This window comes from Streptomyces sp. AC602_WCS936, from assembly GCF_019049125.1.
In the GTDB taxonomy this organism is placed as follows: Bacteria; Actinomycetota; Actinomycetes; order Streptomycetales; family Streptomycetaceae; genus Streptomyces.
This window is the reverse complement of sequence record NZ_JAGMUF010000009.1, coordinates 86,579-102,235: the sequence shown is the minus strand read 5'-3', so window position 1 is coordinate 102,235 and position 15,657 is coordinate 86,579. Positions and strand designations below refer to the sequence as shown.

Below are 15,657 nucleotides of genomic sequence, written 5' to 3'. Positions count from 1 at the left end.
CATCTCGGCCAGTAACGAGCCGAGACTTCCGCAACACCTGCGTTCCCATGCCTGACCAGCGGAATCCGCACACGGGGTTCGGAAAGAGAACGACCTCTGAGTTCCCCTTTTTGGCGGGGCCCGTGCCGTAGCTTTCCGGTACGGGCCCTTCCGCATTCCGTGCGTGACCGTCCGATAAACGGTTCGTTACTCCGTACGAGGCTGCGAACGCGTGGCCGGGGACGGAGGGGACGTGATGGGGGCGAGTGCGTACAGCCGGGAGCGGCTGGAGGAGGCCGTCGCCGAAGCTCGGAACTGGGCAGATTTGATGCGGCGGCTCGGCCTCAAGGCGAGCGGCGGCCAACGAAGGGTGCTTCAGGAAAAGGTCAACGGATACGGGCTGGACACGGGCCACTTCGTCAAGCGCAGTCCCTGGCGCAAATATCCAGACGCGGCCATCGCTGAGGCCGCCGCCTCGTCATCATCGCTACGGGAGGTGGCGCTGAAGCTGGGTGCGACTCCGGCCACTGGGACCCTGTCCCACATCCGGCGTCGCATCAGCGCAGCAGGAATCGACGTGAGCCACTTCCCCGGTCTCAACCAGGCCGACGTAGACCTGCCCTTCACTACCGATGAACTTCGTACCGCGGCGGCAGCAGTGACCAGCGTCCGAGCGGTCGCACGTGCACTGGGAGTACCGGACGACAGCCGCTCGCGCGCCACACTGCGTCGCATGATGAGCGCCCAGGGCGTCGACACGAGTCACTTCTCACACCGGCGTCTGCATATTCTGGAAGAGCAGCTCCGCAAGTTTGTCCCACGTTGCACGAGCTACGCCGACGTCATGCGCAGCCTCGGCCTGGAGGTTAGTGATGTCAACCATCGCCGGGTCCGCCGCGCGGTCGCGCGTTTGGGGATCGACACCAGTCATTTCGAGCGCAGGTCCTGGGGGCGAGCAGAACCGCCCGCCCCAACACCTACCGCTCACCGAGTGCTGATCGTTCTCCCAGCTCACGCCGGCCGAACCAACAGGGCCCAACTGCATAGAGCCCTGGGGGAGATCGGAGTGCCGTACTCCTGCGAGACCTGCGGTAACACCGGCGCATGGCTCGGTCAGCCCATCACCCTTCAGATCGACCATGTCAATGGGATCTGGCGGGACAACCGTCGGGAGAACCTGCGGTACCTCTGCCCCAACTGCCACGCCCTGACAGAGACCTGGTGCCGCCGGAAGGGCAGGGCGCCCCTCGCAGGGTGACCCCTTCCCCCCGTACACTGGTTGCCACCGGTCGAGCACTGTGACCGTTTTTGAGCGGCCGTGTCGTAATTGGCAGCCGAGCGGCGTTTAGGTCGCCGTGGGCGAAAGCCCGTGTGGGTTCGAATCCCACCGGCCGCACAGCAGAGGGGCCGTCCATCGGGCGGCCCCTTCCGCGAGCCTCAGCCGAGCAGCTCCCGCACCACCGGCACCAGCGCCCTGAACGCCTCCCCCCGGTGGCTGATCGCGTTCTTCTCCTCCGCCGTCAGTTCCGCGCAGGTTCGCGTCTCGCCCTCCGGCTGGAGGATCGGGTCGTAGCCGAAGCCGCCCGTGCCGGCGGGGGCGTGGCGGAGGGTGCCTCGGAGTTGGCCCTCGACGACCCGTTCCGTGCCGTCGGGGAGGGCCAACGCCGCCGCGCAGGCGAAGTGGGCGGCCCGGTGTTCGTCGGCGATGTCGGCGATCTGGGCGAGGAGGAGGTCGAGGTTGGCCTTGTCGTCGCCGTGGCGGCCGGCCCAGCGGGCGGAGAAGATGCCCGGCGCGCCGTTGAGGACGTCGACGCAGAGGCCGGAGTCGTCGGCGACGGCGGGCAGGCCGGTGGCCTGGGCGAGGGCGTGGGCCTTGAGGAGGGCGTTCTCGGCGAAAGTGACGCCGGTTTCCTTGACGTCGGGAATCTCCGGGTAGGCGTCCGCGCCGACGAGGTCGTGGGGCAGGCCCGCGTCGGCGAGGATGGCCCTGAGTTCGGTGATCTTTCCGGCGTTGCGGGTGGCGAGGATCAGGCGGGTCATGGGGTCCAGTATTCCGGACCCCATGACCCCTGGATCACGGCGTGCAGACCTTGGTCAGTTCGCCGGCCGCGTCGGTGACCGGGCCGAGGTCGGGGGTGTTGTCGCCGTTCTCGACGGAGGTGCGGACGTTGTCGACGGCCTTGCCGAGGTCGTCGACGGCCTTGCCGACGTCCGCGTTGTCGGTCTGGTCGCCGATCTTGTCGAGGTTCTTGTCTATGGAGTTGAGGGATTCCTCGAGCTGCGTCGGGTCGTTGGACGCGTTCTCCACGGCCTGCTGGAGAGCGGTGACGCTGTCGGCTATGGCGTCGGCGGTCTGGACGCAGTCGAGTGCCTTGTCGACGGCGTCGCACCCGGTGGTGAGGCCGGCCGTCAGGGCGAAGGTCGCCACGGCTGCGGCGGTGACGGTGGTGCGGCGAAGGCGGCGGTGGCGGCTCGCGGCCATGGGTCTCGGTCCTCCCCTTGGGACAGGGCCGGGCGGCCCGTGTTCGGTCGGTGCGGCGGCGTCGGGCGTACGGCCGGTGTCGGTCGTACGCCCGTGGAACTGCTGTGCTGTCGCTCGTACTGCTAGTGACGCTGTGGCGGGCGGTCGAGTTGCGTGTCCCGGCCGCCTTTCTTGGCGTGCTCTTGGTCTGCTCTTTACTTTTCGAGGACGGTATCAAGCGCCTTGCGCTGGAGTTCGGCCAGTTCCGTGCAGCCGGCGGCGGCGAGGTCGAGGAGGGTGTTGAGCTCGTCGCGGTCGAAGGGCTCGGCCTCGGCGGTGCCCTGGACCTCGACGAAGCGTCCGTCGCCGGTGCAGACGACGTTCATGTCGGTGTCGGCGCGGACGTCTTCCTCGTAGCGCAGGTCGAGGAGCGGGGTGCCGTCGACGATGCCGACGGAGACGGCGGAGACGGTGCCGGTCAGCGGCTTGCGGCTGGGCTTGATCAGCTTCTTGGTGTGCTGGGCCCAGGTGATGGCGTCGGCGAGGGCGACGTAGGCGCCGGTGATGGCGGCGGTGCGGGTGCCGCCGTCGGCCTGGAGGACGTCGCAGTCGAGGACGATGGTGTTCTCGCCGAGTGCCTTGTAGTCGATGACGGCGCGCAGGGAGCGGCCGATGAGGCGGCTGATCTCGTGGGTGCGTCCGCCGATGCGGCCCTTGACGGACTCGCGGTCGCCGCGGGTGTTGGTGGCGCGGGGGAGCATGGCGTATTCGGCGGTGACCCAGCCTTCGCCGCTGCCCTTGCGCCAGCGGGGGACGCCTTCGGTGACGGAGGCGTTGCAGAGGACTTTGGTGTCGCCGAAGGAGACGAGGACGGAGCCTTCGGCGTGCTTGCTCCAGCCTCGTTCGATGGTGACGGGGCGGAGCTGCTGGGGGGTGCGGCCGTCGATGCGTGACATGCGGGTGAGCCTAGCGGGGCATGGGGAGGGGCCCTTCCCGTGGTGTGTGGTGGGAGGGCCCCTGGGGGCGCTTTTCGGCGCCCGGTGCGCGCTCGTGCGCGCTGATGCGCGCGGGGCGCTTACATCATGTCTTCGATTTCCGCTGCGATCGGGTCGGCGTCGGTGCCGATGACGACCTGGATGGCGGTGCCCATCTTGACGACGCCGTGGGCGCCGGCGGCCTTCAGGGCGGCTTCGTTGACCAGGCCGGGGTCGTTGACCTCGGTGCGGAGGCGGGTGATGCAGCCTTCGACCTCTTCGATGTTGTCCAAGCCGCCGAGGCCGGCGACGATCTTCTCAGCCTTGCTGGCCATGTTCTTCTCCCTGATCCGAGCCGCTTTGTGGCAGTAACCCACAGTTGGCCCATCTTCGCGAGCCATCGGTGGGGCTGGTGCCGAATGATGGCGTCACGGCGGCGGAGCCGTCTGTCAACTGGTCTACACCAGTGTACCGGCGACCGGATGGAGACCGGATGAGTGCCGACAGCGCGGTCAGCCCCGCCCGTGCCCGCTGGAACAAGGCGTTCCAGGGGCTGCAGAAGATGGGCCGCAGTCTGCAGTTGCCCATCGCGGTCCTGCCCGCGGCGGGCATTCTCAATCGTCTGGGGCAGCCGGACGTCTTCGGTGACGACGGCCTGGGGTGGACCAACGTCTCGAAGGTGATGACCGGCGCGGGTGGCGCGCTGCTGGACGGTTCGCTGGGGCTGCCGCTGCTGTTCTGCGTCGGCGTGGCCATCGGGATGGCGAAGAAGGCGGACGGTTCGACGGCGCTGGCGGCGGTGGCGGGGTTCCTCGTCTACTGGAACGTGCTGCGGCAGTTCCCAGAGGACTGCCCGGAGGGTTCGGAGGCGGTTCCGCAGGTCGGCTGTCAGCTGACGGACGGTTCGGGGACGGTGACGGCGTTCACGTACCAGAATCCGGGGGTGTTCGGCGGCATCGTGATGGGGTTGCTGGCGGCGTACTTCTGGCAGCGGTTCCACCGTACGAAGCTGGTGGACTGGCTCGGGTTCTTCAACGGGCGCCGGCTGGTGCCGATCATCATGGCGTTCGTGGCGATCGCGTTCGCGGCGTTGTGTCTGTGGGTGTGGCCGCCGATCGGTGACGCGCTGGAGAGCTTCAGTGACTGGCTGACGGGGCTGGGCGCGTGGGGTGCGGGTGTGTTCGGGTTGGCGAACCGGGCGTTGCTGGTGATCGGTCTGCATCAGTTCCTGAACGTGCCGATGTGGTTCCAGTTCGGTTCGTACACGAAGCCGGACGGCACGGTGGTGCACGGCGACATCAACATGTTCCTGGCGGGCGATCCGAACGCGGGGCAGTTCACCACCGGCTTCTTCCCGATCATGATGTTCGCGCTGCCGGCCGCGGCGCTGGCGATCACGCACTGTGCGAAGCCGCACCGCCGCAAGGAGGTGGGCGGTCTGATGCTGTCGGTGGCGCTGACGTCGTTCGTGACGGGGATCACGGAGCCGCTGGAGTACTCGTTCCTCTTCATCGCTCCGGCGCTGTACGCGGTGCACGCGGTGCTGACGGGTGTGTCGATGGCGGTGACGTGGGGGCTGGGCGTGAAGGACGGGTTCAGCTTCTCGGCGGGGCTGATCGACTACGTCATCAACTGGAACCTGGCGACGAAGCCGTGGCTGATCATTCCGATCGGTCTGTGTTTCGCGGTCGTGTACTACGTGATCTTCCGGTTCGCGATCACGAAGTTCGACCTGAAGACGCCGGGTCGGGAGCCGGAGGACGAGGTGGAGGACGTCACGAAGGTGTAGACCTCTCGCGCCCCTCGCGTACTCTTTGGGGATGGTCTTGCGAAGGCCCTCGGACCCTTGGTCCGGGGGCCTTCGGTACGCCTTCACAGACCTGTGGCCAGGGGCTGGGGACCGGTACTGCGCGTAGCGCTCCGGTAGCGGAATTACGGGTTCCTTACGCCACCTTCATCGTGCTACAACAGGTCTACACCACTGAGTGGTGTAGACCACCACCCGATGGAGGAAGTATGAGCACCGCCACCGACAAGGCGGCCCCCGCAAAGAAGCGGGGATCTGGTCTTTTCCAGGGTCTGCAGAAGGTCGGCCGCAGCCTGCAGCTCCCGATCGCCGTGCTGCCGGCGGCGGGCATCATGGTCCGGCTCGGCCAGGACGACATCTTCGGCAAGGACGGCCTGGGCTGGGACAAGGTCGCCGCCGTCTTCAACAACGCGGGCGGTGCGCTCACCGGCTCGCTGCCGATCCTGTTCTGCATAGGCGTGGCCATCGGCTTCGCCAAGAAGGCGGACGGTTCGACCGCGCTGGCCGCGGTGGTCGGCTTCCTGGTCTACAGCAAGGTCCTGGAGGCCTTCCCGGTCACCGAGGCGGTGGTCAAGAACGGCGAGGACGTCGCGGCCACATACAACGACCCCGGGGTGCTCGGCGGCATCATCATGGGTCTGCTCGCCGCCGTGCTGTGGCAGCGGTACCACCGCAAGAAGCTGGTGGACTGGCTCGGCTTCTTCAACGGCCGCCGTCTGGTGCCGATCATCATGGCCTTCGTCGGCATCGTGGTCGGTGTCTTCTTCGGTCTGGTCTGGGAGCCCATCGGTGAGGGCATCTCGAACTTCGGCGAGTGGATGACCGGCCTGGGCGCCGGCGGTGCGGCCCTCTTCGGTGGTGTGAACCGCGCGCTGATCCCGGTCGGCATGCACCAGTTCGTGAACACCGTGGCCTGGTTCCAGCTCGGTGACTTCACCAACGCCGCCGGTGAGGTCGTGCACGGTGACATCACCCGCTTCCTGGCCGGTGACCCGGACGCCGGCATCTTCCAGTCCGGCTTCTTCCCGATCATGATGTTCGGTCTGCCGGCCGCCGCGATCGCCATCGCGCACTGCGCCCGTCCGGAGCGCCGCAAGGCCGTGATGGGCATGATGGTCTCCCTGGCCGCGACCTCGTTCGTGACGGGTGTGACCGAGCCGATCGAGTTCTCGTTCATGTTCATCGCGCCGGTCCTGTACGTGCTGCACGCGGTGCTCACCGCGATCTCGATGGCGGTCACGTGGGGCCTGGGTGTGCACGCCGGCTTCAACTTCTCGGCCGGTTTCATCGACTACGCGCTGAACTGGCATCTGGCCACCAAGCCATGGCTGATCATTCCGATCGGTCTGGTCTTCGCGGTGATCTACTACGTGACGTTCCGCTTCGCGATCGTCAAGTTCAACCTGAAGACCCCGGGCCGCGAGCCCGAGGAGGAGATCGAGGACCTCACGAAGGCGTGAGTCTCCCCCGTACGGCATGACGAAGGCCCTCGAACCGTTTCTTCCGGTTCGAGGGCCTTCGCCGTGCCGGGCTCAGATCTCGTACGTCGCCCCCGCCGCCGCCACCTCCACCGGCCCGTCGTAGGCCTCGCGGGCGTCGGCGAGGTTGACCCGGGGGTCGGTCCACGGCGGGATGTGGGTGAGGACCAGGCGCCGGGCGGCGGCGCGGGTGGCCGTCTCGCCCGCCTCGCGGCCGTTGAGGTGCAGGTCGGGGATGCTCTCCTTGCCGTGCGTGAAGGCGGCCTCGCACAGGAAGAGGTCGGTGTCGCGGGCGAGTTCGTCCAGTGCGGCGGTGACGCCCGTGTCGCCGGAGTAGGTCAGTGACCGGCCGCCGTGTTCGACGCGGATGCCGTAGGCCTCCACGGGGTGGGCGACGCGGTCGGTGTGCACGGTGAACGGGCCGATCTCGAAGGTGCCCGGCTTGACCGTGTGGAAGTCGAAGACCTCGCTCATGGAGGAGGCCGAGGGGGTGTCGGCGTAGGCGGTGGTGAGCCGGTGCTCGGTGCCCTCGGGGCCGTAGACCGGGAGGGGGTCGCAGCGGCCGCCGTCGTGCCGGTAGTAGCGCGCCACGAAGTAGGCGCACATGTCGATGCAGTGGTCGGCGTGCAGGTGGCTGAGGAAGATCGCGTCGAGGTCGTAGAGACCGCAGTGGCGCTGCAGCTCGCCCAGGGCGCCGTTACCCATGTCGAGGAGCAGCCGGAAGCCGTCGGCCTCGACGAGGTAGCTCGAGCAGGCCGATTCCGCGGACGGGAACGACCCCGAGCAGCCGACGACGGTGAGCTTCATGAAGCAGAAACCTCCGCTGGCGCGTGTGGAGAGACGGGGGTCGTGCGGTTTGTCGAGCGTAAGGCGCAAAACCTTTGGTCGCTCCTCCGCCAGGGGCCGTTGTGGGCGAACTCACCTGTGCTGTCACCGGTTCGGCTGGACCAGGGGCGCGCGGGGCCAGGGAGGGGGCGCGCGGCGGGCGTGTGCGCCGGTACCGTCGTTGGTATGGACACGTCCTGGTGGCTCGCCTTCGCGGCGGTGGTACTGCTCGCCTTCGTCGCCGTGATCGTCGACGGGTGGGGGCGGGGGCGGCGGCCGCCGCGTCCGGGTGGCAGCCGGCGTCCGCCGGGGCGGCCCACGGGGCCGAGGGGGCGGGCGGCGCGGCCGCGGCCCGCGGAGATCTGGTGGGCGAACGTGCCGTACGAGGACACCGACGGCGCGAAGGACCGGCCGTGCCTGGTGATCTCGGTGCGCGGGCGGCGCGCGCTGGTCGCGAAGATCACCAGCCGGTACCGGGAGGAGCGGGCCGGGGTGATCACGCTGCCGCCGGGCTCGGTGGGTGACGCGCGGGGGCGGACGAGCTTCCTGGAGACGGACGAGCTGCGCCGGGTGCCGGTGCGGGACTTCCGGCGCCGGGTGGGCGAGGTGGACCCGGCCCTGTGGGACCAGGTGCGTCACCTCGCCCGGTGAGCGGCGGTCAGGCCCAGAGCTGGCCCTGGAGGGTGTCGATGGCCTCTTCGGTGGTGGCCGCGGTGTAGACGCCGGTGGAGAGGTACTTCCAGCCGCCGTCGGCGACGACGAACACGATGTCGGCGCTCTCGCCGGCCTTCACCGCCTTCTTCCCGACGCCGATCGCGGCGTGCAGGGCGGCGCCGGTGGAGACGCCCGCGAAGATGCCCTCCTGCTGGAGGAGTTCCCGGGTGCGGGTCACGGCGTCCGCCGAGCCGACGGAGAAGCGGGTGGTGAGGACGGAGGCGTCGTACAGCTCGGGCACGAAGCCCTCGTCGAGGTTGCGCAGGCCGTAGACCAGGTCGTCGTAGCGCGGTTCGGCGGCGACGATCTTCACGTCGGGCTTGTTCTCGCGCAGGTAGCGGCCGACGCCCATCAACGTCCCCGTCGTCCCCAGGCCCGCGACGAAGTGGGTGATGGACGGAAGGTCGGCGAGGATCTCCGGACCGGTGCCCGCGTAGTGGGCGCCGGCGTTGTCCGGGTTGCCGTACTGGTAGAGCATGACCCAGTCCGGGTGCTCGGCGGAGAGTTCCTTGGCGACCCGTACGGCGGTGTTGGAACCGCCCGCGGCCGGGGAGGAGATGATCTCCGCGCCCCACATGGCGAGCAGGTCCCGGCGTTCCTGGGAGGTGTTCTCGGGCATGACGCAGACGATGCGGTAGCCCTTGAGCTTGGCGGCCATGGCGAGCGAGATGCCGGTGTTGCCGCTGGTGGGCTCCAGGATCGTGCAGCCGGGGGTGAGGCGGCCGTCCTTCTCGGCCTGTTCGATCATGTGGAGCGCGGGGCGGTCCTTGATCGAGCCGGTGGGGTTGCGGTCCTCCAGCTTGGCCCAGATGCGGACGTCGTCGGACGGCGAGAGCCGCGGCAGGCGCACCAGAGGGGTGTTGCCCACCGCGGCCAGCGGGGAGTCGTACCGCATCCCGATCAGGCCATACCGCCGGCGACGGCCGGCAGGATCGTGATGCTGTCGCCGTCGGACAGCTTGGTGTCGATGCCGTCGAGGAAGCGGACGTCCTCGTCGTTCAGGTAGACGTTGACGAAGCGGCGCAGCTGCTCCCCGTCCACGATGCGCGCCTGGATGCCCGTGTGCCGGGTCTCGAGGTCGGCGAAGAGCTGGGCGAGGGTGTCCCCGGTGCCCTCCACCGCCTTCTGGCCGTCGGTGTACTGGCGGAGGATGGTCGGGATGCGGACCTCGATGGCCATGGCTGAGGGCTCCTGTCGGAAGGTGTCGTGGGTTCGGTGAGGCGCGCGGTGGCACGCGGCAGCCCGCCGCGGCGTACGGCCGTCCGGCGGCAGCGGAAGATCAACAGATGGCGCTGTTCAGCCTGCACAGGTCGACGTGCAGCCGCGCCACGAGCAACGTGCCCGGCGCCTTTTCGCTCACGTCGAGAAGAACCATGGGCTCATCGTATCGATTCCCGGACCGGCTTCCGGAGTGTGATCTCACCTGCTGGACGCCCTCCATCCGCGATGCGATACGAAGGGAGTTTCAGTACGCGTCCACGACCTTGACCTCCTCCTCCGTCACCTCTCCGTCCAGGATGCGGAACGAACGGAACTGGAAGTCCCCGGCGTCGTCGGTGTCGGCCGTGGAGACCAGGACGTAGTGGGCGCCGGGTTCGTTGGCGTAGGTGATGTCGGTGCGGGAGGGGTAGGCCTCGGTGGCGGTGTGGGAGTGGTAGATGACCACCGGCTCCTCGTCGCGGTCGTCCATCTCGCGGTAGAGCTTGAGCAGGTCCTGCGAGTCGAACTCGTAGAACGTGGGCGAGCGGGCGGCGTTGAGCATCGGGATGAACCGCTCGGGGCGGCCCTCGCCCACGGGACCGGCCACCACGCCGCACGCCTCGTCGGGGTGGTCCTCGCGCGCGTGGGCGACGATCTGGTCGTACAGGGCCTGGGTGATGGTCAGCATGCGGCCCAGGATAAGCAGAAGGGCCACCCCGTACCGGTGGGTGGTACGGGGTGGCCCACATGCTGGACATCCTGAGCGGCGGCCGGTGAGGAGGCCACGAGCGTCCCCGGTGACCGGACGTCCCGGATGCGCGAGAACGCGCAGGTCAGACGATCTTCTCCAGGTCCGGCTCGCCGCGCCGCTCGGTGACCTCCGGGTTGCGGCTCTTCAGCACGGCCCAGCCGATGCCGAGGGCGGCGGCCCAGCCGGCCATCACGTACAGGCAGACGCGGGCGTCGGCGTCGTAGGCGATCAGGCAGGTGACGAAGAGGAGGAAGGCGATGGCGATGTAGGAGCACACCGAGCCGCCCGGCGCCGGGAAGGAGGAGGCGGGCAGGCGGCCCGCGACGACCTTGCGGCGGTAGCGGACGTGGCTGATCAGGATCATCAGCCAGGTCCAGATGCCGGCGGCGGTGGCGACGGAGGTGACGTAGCCGAACGCCTTCTCCGGGACGGTGTAGTTGAGGACCACGCCGATGCCCATGAAGATCACCGAGACGCCGATGCCGAGGGCCGGGGTCTTGGTGGACGACAGCCGCCGGAAGACGCCGGGGGCCTCGCCGTTGTCCGCGAGGGTGCGCAGCATGCGGCCGGTGGAGTACATGCCGGAGTTGCAGGAGGACAGGGCGGCGGTGAGCACGACGAAGTTGACGATGCCGGCGCCGGCCGGGATGCCGATGACGGTGAAGGCCTCCACGAAGGGGCTGACGCCCTCGGCGAACTCGGTCCACTTGACCACCGCCAGGATGACGGTGAGGGCGCCGACGTAGAAGAGGGCGATGCGCCAGGGCAGGGTGTTGATCGCCTTGGGGAGGGTCTTCTCCGGGTTCTCGGACTCGCCGGCGGTGACGCCGACCAGCTCGACGGCGAGGTAGGCGAACATGACGCCCTGGAGGGTCATCAGGGACGAGCCGATGCCCTTGGGGAAGAAGCCGTCGAACTCCCACAGGTTGGAGACGGCGGCGGTGTCGCCGGCCTGGCTGAAGCCGAGGGTGAGGACGCCGATGCCGATCACGATCATGCCGATGATGGCGGTGACCTTGACCATCGAGAACCAGAACTCGATCTCGCCGAACAGCTTGACCGAGATCAGGTTGGCGACGAAGAGCAGGACGAGGAAGACGAGGGCGGAGACCCATTGCGGGATCTCCGGGAACCAGTAGTGGATGTAGATGGCGGCGGCGGTGAGCTCCGCCATGCCGGTGACCACCCACATCAGCCAGTACGTCCAGCCGGTGAAGTATCCGAAGAAGGGGCCGAGGAACTCGCGTGAGTACTCGGCGAAGGAGCCGGAGACGGGACGGTAGAGGAGCAGCTCGCCGAGCGCCCGCATGATGAAGAAGATGATCACGCCCGCGAGGGCGTACATGAGGATGATGCTGGGTCCGGCCTTGGCGATGTTGGCCCCGGCGCCCAGGAAGAGGCCGACGCCGATGGCGCCGCCGATCGCGATCATCTGGACCTGACGGCTGTTGAGTCCGCGCTCGTAGCCCTCTTCAGGTGCTTTCTCCGTGTCGACCTGCGCAGAGGTCATGTGTGGTGCGCCTTTCTCCATGCCGACCCGGGCCTGTCGTCGGCCGCGGATCGGGTCTCGATCCCCCCGGATGATGGAGCTGAGCGGGCCTCACGTCCCGCTCTCTGCCTGGCCGGCGGTCCGCCGGCTCGGTGGCGCACCCGGCCGAACATTCGGGTGGTGTTCGCCGGGCGGTCGTGAAGATTTACCACGGCTGCGACGCCGATCACAGGGGCGCAGTGTGACGCACCACACAGTCATAACGGGACAAAAGGCACCCGAGGCGGGCGAAGAGGGATGACTCTTTGACGAGATCATTACCCGGATTTGAGGGTCCGCTGAGCGGACATCGGACCGGGCAATCAGGGCATAAGGGTCGAGACCAGCGACTCCTGGAGCCCGCCGAGCCACAGGTACGCCATCACCATCGGCTTGCGCGGGTCCTCGTCGGGGAGCCGGTAGAGCAGGTCCGTGTCGTCCTCGTCGGCGATCTCCAGCCGGGAGCCGATCGCCAGGCGCAGGTCGTTCAGGGTGCGCAGCCACTGCTGGGACTCGTCGGGCGACAGCTTGAGCACCGCGCCGTCCTCGCCCGCCGACGCCGAGGAGAGGGCGTCCAGGGTGCGGACCACCGCGAGGGCGTTGTCCCGCTTGCCGGCCCGCAGGTCGTTCTCGGTGTAGCGACGGAACTCGGCGGAGGACGCCCGCTGCTCCTCGGCCTCCGCGGCCTGCGGGGCGCCTTCGGGGTCGCCGTAGGCGTCCGGGAACAGGCGCCGCAGCACGGGGTCGGAGGGCGGCTCGCTCGGGCCGTCGGCGAACAGCTCGGCGAGCGGGTCGTCGGAGGCGTCCTCGGCGGGGCCGGGGCCGATCAGCTCCAGGAGCTGCACGGCCAAGGACCGGATGATGGAGATCTCGACATCGTCGAGGGCGACGGCCGCGCCGCCGCCGGGAAGCGGTTCGAACTGTCCTGGCATGGAGGTGATTCAGCTACTTCCGTCCTGCGGGCGGGCGTGGGTCATTTCCGGCCACTTCCGGTCATTCTCGGTCACTTCCGGTCCTGCTGGAGGGTGGCCCACAGACCGTAGCCGTGCATGGCCTGGACGTCCCGCTCCATCTCCTCGCGCGAGCCGCTGGACACCACCGCCCGGCCCTTGTGGTGGACGTCCATCATGAGCTTGGTCGCCTTGTCCTTCGAGTAGCCGAAGTAGGACTGGAAGACGTACGTCACGTAGCTCATGAGGTTGACGGGGTCGTTGTGCACGATCGTCACCCAGGGCACGTCGGGCTCGGGTACGGCGAAGACCTCCTCCGCCGACTCGGTCTTCTCGATCTCCATGGGTGCGGCTGCCGTCACATGGCCCATGCTGCCACCACAGGGGGGCACCCGCACAAACGGGCCTGTGGCGGGCGCCACGCGACCACAAATCGTCAGACTGACGAAATGGGGGTACGATCCCGGTCATGAACACAGCGGACCTAGGGCTGCCGGTGGACGTCCCCTCGACGGCGCTCTTCACGGACCAGTACGAGCTGACCATGCTGCGGGCCGCCCTGAAGGCGGGCACGGCCGGGCGGCGCAGCGTGTTCGAGGTCTTCACGCGGCGGCTGCCGAATGGGCGGCGCTACGGCGTCGTGGCGGGCACCGGGCGGGTGCTGGACGCGGTGGAGAACTTCCGCTTCGACGCGGGCGTCCTGCGCTTCCTGCGCGAGCGGGACATCGTCGACGAGGAGACCCTGGACTGGCTCGCCCAGTACCGCTTCAGCGGCGACATCTGGGGCTACCCCGAGGGCGAGGTGTACTTCCCGGGCTCGCCGATCATGCGGGTCGAGGGGACCTTCGGCGAGTGCGTGCTGCTGGAGACGGTGATCCTGTCCATCCTCAACCACGACTCGGCGATCGCCGCCGCCGCCTCCCGGATGGCCTCGGCCGCCGGGGACCGCCCGCTGATCGAGATGGGCGCCCGCCGCACCCACGAGCTGGCCGCGGTCGCCGCCGCCCGCTCCGCCTACGTCGGCGGCTTCGCGACCACCTCCGACCTGGCCGCCGGCTTCCGCTACAACATCCCCACCGTCGGCACCTCCGCCCACGCCTTCACCCTGCTCCACGACAACGAGCGCGACGCCTTCCGGGCCCAGGTGGAGGCGATGGGCCGGGGTACGACGCTGCTCGTGGACACCTACGACGTCGCCGAGGCCGTCCGCACGGCCGTGGAGATCGCCGGGCCCGAGCTGGGCGCCGTACGCATCGACTCCGGCGACCTGCTGCTGGTCGCCCACCGGGTGCGCCAGCAGCTCGACAAGCTGGGCGCCAGGGACACGAAGATCGTCGTGACCTCGGACCTGGACGAGTACGCCATCGCCTCGCTCGCGGCGGCGCCCGTGGACGCGTACGGCGTCGGCACCCAGCTGGTGACCGGTTCCGGGCACCCGACGGCCTCCATGGTCTACAAGCTGGTCGCCCGCGCCGAGTCCGGTGACGACGGGGCGCCGCTGGTGCCGGTGGCGAAGAAGTCCAGCGGCGGCAAGACCTCGGTCGGCGGCCGCAAGTGGGCCGCCCGGCGACTGGACTCCTACGGGTACGCCGAGGCCGAGGTGGTCGGCACCGGGCCGGTGCCCGACGACCTCGCCGACCGGCAGCTCCTGGTCGAGCTGGTCAAGGGCGGCGAGGTGGTCGCCCGCGAGCCGCTGGACGCCGCCCGGGACCGGCACGCGGCCGCCCGCGCCAACCTCCCGCTGTCCGCGACGCAGCTCTCCCGAGGGGAACCCGTCATTCCGACGGAGTACGCGCACGAGGGCTCGGGTAGCTAAAGCTGGTGCGGTCCGACCGGCACCGCACCAGCAACCAGATCCGTGCCCACCGCCAGACCTCCGTCCCTCCTACCCCACAGCCCACCCAGCCGAAGGACACCGACCATGCGCCGCGCCCTGATCGTCGTAGACGTGCAGAACGACTTCTGCGAGGGAGGCAGCCTTGCGGTGACCGGCGGTGCCGACGTGGCCGCCGCCATCACCGAGCTGATCGGGCAGGCGCCCGCCGGCTACCGCCACGTCGTGGCCACCCGCGACCACCACATCGCGCCGGGCGGCCACTTCGCCGACAACCCGGACTTCGTCCACTCCTGGCCCGCGCACTGCGTGGCCGGCACGGAGGGCGTCGGCTTCCACCCGAACTTCGCCCCCGCCGTCGCCTCCGGCGCGATAGACGCCGTCTTCGACAAGGGCGCGTACTCGGCGGCCTACAGCGGCTTCGAGGGCGCCGACGAGAACGGCACGACGCTCGCCGACTGGCTGCGGGCCCGCGAGGTCGACGAGGTCGACGTGGTGGGCATCGCCACCGACCACTGCGTGCGGGCCACCGCCCTGGACGCGGCCCGCGAGGGCTTCCGTACGCAGGTGCTGCTCGACCTGACCGCCGGAGTGGCCCCCGAGACCACCGAGCGGGCGATGGAGGAACTGCGGGAGGCGGGCGTGGAGCTGTCCGGGAAGCCGGTCGTCCAGTAGCGCCCGCCGCCGTCTGGCCGGGCTGCGGCTACGGCTACGGCTGCGGCGCCGGGCGTCTCAGGAGCGCCCGGATCGGGTGCCACAGCTCCTGGACGCGCTCGGGCCCGCCCGTGACACCGGCCACCGGGGCCGTGCGCCATATGAGGCCGTCGGGGTGGTGCAGGACCGCGGTGATCTCGTCCGGGGTCGGCGGGGCGGCGTTGCCCCGCAGGTAGACCGCCCGCAGCCCCAGGTTGCGCAGCCTGGTCAGGGCGCGCGCCCGGTTCTGGGCGTGGACGAGAAAGCGCACGCTGCCCTCGGGCGTGGCGGGGCTGGGCAGGTTGAGCGCCACCACCACCGTGCCGTTCGGCAGCTTGCTGAAGCCTCCCTGGGCCATGCGGTCATACCCCCGTGTCAGCCGGTGCCGGTCCGCTTCTCGGACCAGGTGTCAATAAGAGAACCACAGGAGGCACCTAAACACGGATCGGCGGCGACCCGCCAG

General features: G+C 69.2%; 19 protein-coding genes and 1 tRNA gene. 7 read left to right on the top strand and 13 right to left on the bottom strand.

Going from position 1 to position 15,657, the window contains the following annotated elements; translation table 11 throughout:
- Positions 1 to 235: 235 nt before the first annotated feature.
- Together KUM03_RS05295 and KUM03_RS05290 are read left to right on the top strand one after the other, a co-directional pair.
- The gene (locus KUM03_RS05295) at positions 236 to 1,237 is read left to right on the top strand and encodes an HNH endonuclease (protein ID WP_217245821.1); all 1,002 of its coding nucleotides are present in this window, start codon (positions 236 to 238) and stop codon (positions 1,235 to 1,237) included.
- Between the two features lie 54 nt (positions 1,238 to 1,291).
- Positions 1,292 to 1,375: transfer RNA gene (locus KUM03_RS05290), tRNA-Leu, on the top strand.
- 41 nt (positions 1,376 to 1,416) lie between these two features.
- Here KUM03_RS05290 and rdgB read toward each other — a convergent pair.
- The 4 genes from rdgB to KUM03_RS05270 form a co-directional block, all read right to left on the bottom strand.
- On the bottom strand, positions 1,417 to 2,019 hold the full coding sequence (gene rdgB / locus KUM03_RS05285; RefSeq protein ID WP_217245816.1) for an RdgB/HAM1 family non-canonical purine NTP pyrophosphatase: 603 nt from the start codon (positions 2,017 to 2,019) through the stop codon (positions 1,417 to 1,419).
- Between the two features lie 34 nt (positions 2,020 to 2,053).
- Positions 2,054 to 2,461 carry a hypothetical protein gene (locus KUM03_RS05280; RefSeq protein ID WP_217245815.1) on the bottom strand — a complete coding sequence of 136 codons (408 nt, stop codon included), beginning with the start codon at positions 2,459 to 2,461 and terminating at the stop codon, positions 2,054 to 2,056.
- 194 nt (positions 2,462 to 2,655) lie between these two features.
- Complete coding sequence (gene rph / locus KUM03_RS05275) at positions 2,656 to 3,396, bottom strand: ribonuclease PH (protein WP_217245814.1); 741 nt, start codon at positions 3,394 to 3,396, stop codon at positions 2,656 to 2,658.
- A 119-nt stretch (positions 3,397 to 3,515) separates the two neighbouring features.
- A complete protein-coding gene (locus KUM03_RS05270) occupies positions 3,516 to 3,815 on the bottom strand; it encodes a glucose PTS transporter subunit EIIB (RefSeq protein ID WP_073723583.1) in 300 nt (99 codons plus the stop codon).
- Positions 3,816 to 3,907: 92 nt separating this feature from the next.
- Between KUM03_RS05270 and KUM03_RS05265 the strand changes: the two genes are divergently transcribed.
- Together KUM03_RS05265 and KUM03_RS05260 are read left to right on the top strand one after the other, a co-directional pair.
- On the top strand, positions 3,908 to 5,203 hold the full coding sequence (locus KUM03_RS05265; RefSeq protein WP_217245820.1) for a PTS transporter subunit EIIC: 1,296 nt from the start codon (positions 3,908 to 3,910) through the stop codon (positions 5,201 to 5,203).
- Between the two features lie 227 nt (positions 5,204 to 5,430).
- Entirely contained in the window at positions 5,431 to 6,681 is a 1,251-nt protein-coding gene (locus tag KUM03_RS05260; RefSeq protein ID WP_217245813.1) for a PTS transporter subunit EIIC, read from the top strand.
- Positions 6,682 to 6,753: 72 nt separating this feature from the next.
- On the opposite strand, the gene KUM03_RS05255 is transcribed toward KUM03_RS05260, so the two are convergent.
- Positions 6,754 to 7,506: an MBL fold metallo-hydrolase gene (locus KUM03_RS05255; RefSeq protein ID WP_217245812.1), complete on the bottom strand. Its 753-nt coding sequence runs from the start codon at positions 7,504 to 7,506 to the stop codon at positions 6,754 to 6,756.
- Between the two features lie 204 nt (positions 7,507 to 7,710).
- Here KUM03_RS05255 and KUM03_RS05250 point away from each other — a divergent pair, with 204 nt between their 5' ends.
- Positions 7,711 to 8,175: a type II toxin-antitoxin system PemK/MazF family toxin gene (locus KUM03_RS05250; protein WP_217245811.1), complete on the top strand. Its 465-nt coding sequence runs from the start codon at positions 7,711 to 7,713 to the stop codon at positions 8,173 to 8,175.
- A gap of 7 nt (positions 8,176 to 8,182) precedes the next feature.
- Here KUM03_RS05250 and KUM03_RS05245 read toward each other — a convergent pair whose 3' ends face one another.
- The 7 genes from KUM03_RS05245 to clpS form a co-directional block, all read right to left on the bottom strand.
- Positions 8,183 to 9,133: a PLP-dependent cysteine synthase family protein gene (locus tag KUM03_RS05245; protein WP_217245810.1), complete on the bottom strand. Its 951-nt coding sequence runs from the start codon at positions 9,131 to 9,133 to the stop codon at positions 8,183 to 8,185.
- 5 nt (positions 9,134 to 9,138) lie between these two features.
- Complete coding sequence (locus KUM03_RS05240; protein ID WP_073723595.1) at positions 9,139 to 9,417, bottom strand: MoaD/ThiS family protein; 279 nt, start codon at positions 9,415 to 9,417, stop codon at positions 9,139 to 9,141.
- 100 nt (positions 9,418 to 9,517) lie between these two features.
- Positions 9,518 to 9,613: a putative leader peptide gene (locus KUM03_RS39170; protein ID WP_310873142.1), complete on the bottom strand. Its 96-nt coding sequence runs from the start codon at positions 9,611 to 9,613 to the stop codon at positions 9,518 to 9,520.
- A gap of 90 nt (positions 9,614 to 9,703) precedes the next feature.
- Positions 9,704 to 10,126 (bottom strand): Mov34/MPN/PAD-1 family protein, encoded by a 423-nt coding sequence (locus KUM03_RS05235; protein ID WP_100049234.1) that lies wholly within the window; start codon positions 10,124 to 10,126, stop codon positions 9,704 to 9,706.
- 145 nt (positions 10,127 to 10,271) lie between these two features.
- On the bottom strand, positions 10,272 to 11,699 hold the full coding sequence (locus KUM03_RS05230) for an amino acid permease (protein ID WP_217245809.1): 1,428 nt from the start codon (positions 11,697 to 11,699) through the stop codon (positions 10,272 to 10,274).
- 341 nt (positions 11,700 to 12,040) lie between these two features.
- Positions 12,041 to 12,649, bottom strand: coding sequence for a DUF2017 domain-containing protein (locus tag KUM03_RS05225; protein WP_217245808.1), 609 nt, complete (start codon positions 12,647 to 12,649; stop codon positions 12,041 to 12,043).
- Between the two features lie 71 nt (positions 12,650 to 12,720).
- The gene (gene clpS, locus KUM03_RS05220) at positions 12,721 to 13,038 is read right to left on the bottom strand and encodes an ATP-dependent Clp protease adapter ClpS (RefSeq protein ID WP_073723603.1); all 318 of its coding nucleotides are present in this window, start codon (positions 13,036 to 13,038) and stop codon (positions 12,721 to 12,723) included.
- A 98-nt stretch (positions 13,039 to 13,136) separates the two neighbouring features.
- Between clpS and KUM03_RS05215 the strand changes: the two genes are divergently transcribed.
- The gene (locus KUM03_RS05215; protein WP_217245807.1) at positions 13,137 to 14,483 is read left to right on the top strand and encodes a nicotinate phosphoribosyltransferase; all 1,347 of its coding nucleotides are present in this window, start codon (positions 13,137 to 13,139) and stop codon (positions 14,481 to 14,483) included.
- Positions 14,484 to 14,588: 105 nt separating this feature from the next.
- Complete coding sequence (locus KUM03_RS05210; RefSeq protein ID WP_217245806.1) at positions 14,589 to 15,176, top strand: nicotinamidase; 588 nt, start codon at positions 14,589 to 14,591, stop codon at positions 15,174 to 15,176.
- A 34-nt stretch (positions 15,177 to 15,210) separates the two neighbouring features.
- On the opposite strand, the gene KUM03_RS05205 is transcribed toward KUM03_RS05210, so the two are convergent.
- A complete protein-coding gene (locus KUM03_RS05205) occupies positions 15,211 to 15,552 on the bottom strand; it encodes a hypothetical protein (protein WP_073723609.1) in 342 nt (113 codons plus the stop codon).
- Between the last annotated feature and the right edge of the window lie 105 nt (positions 15,553 to 15,657).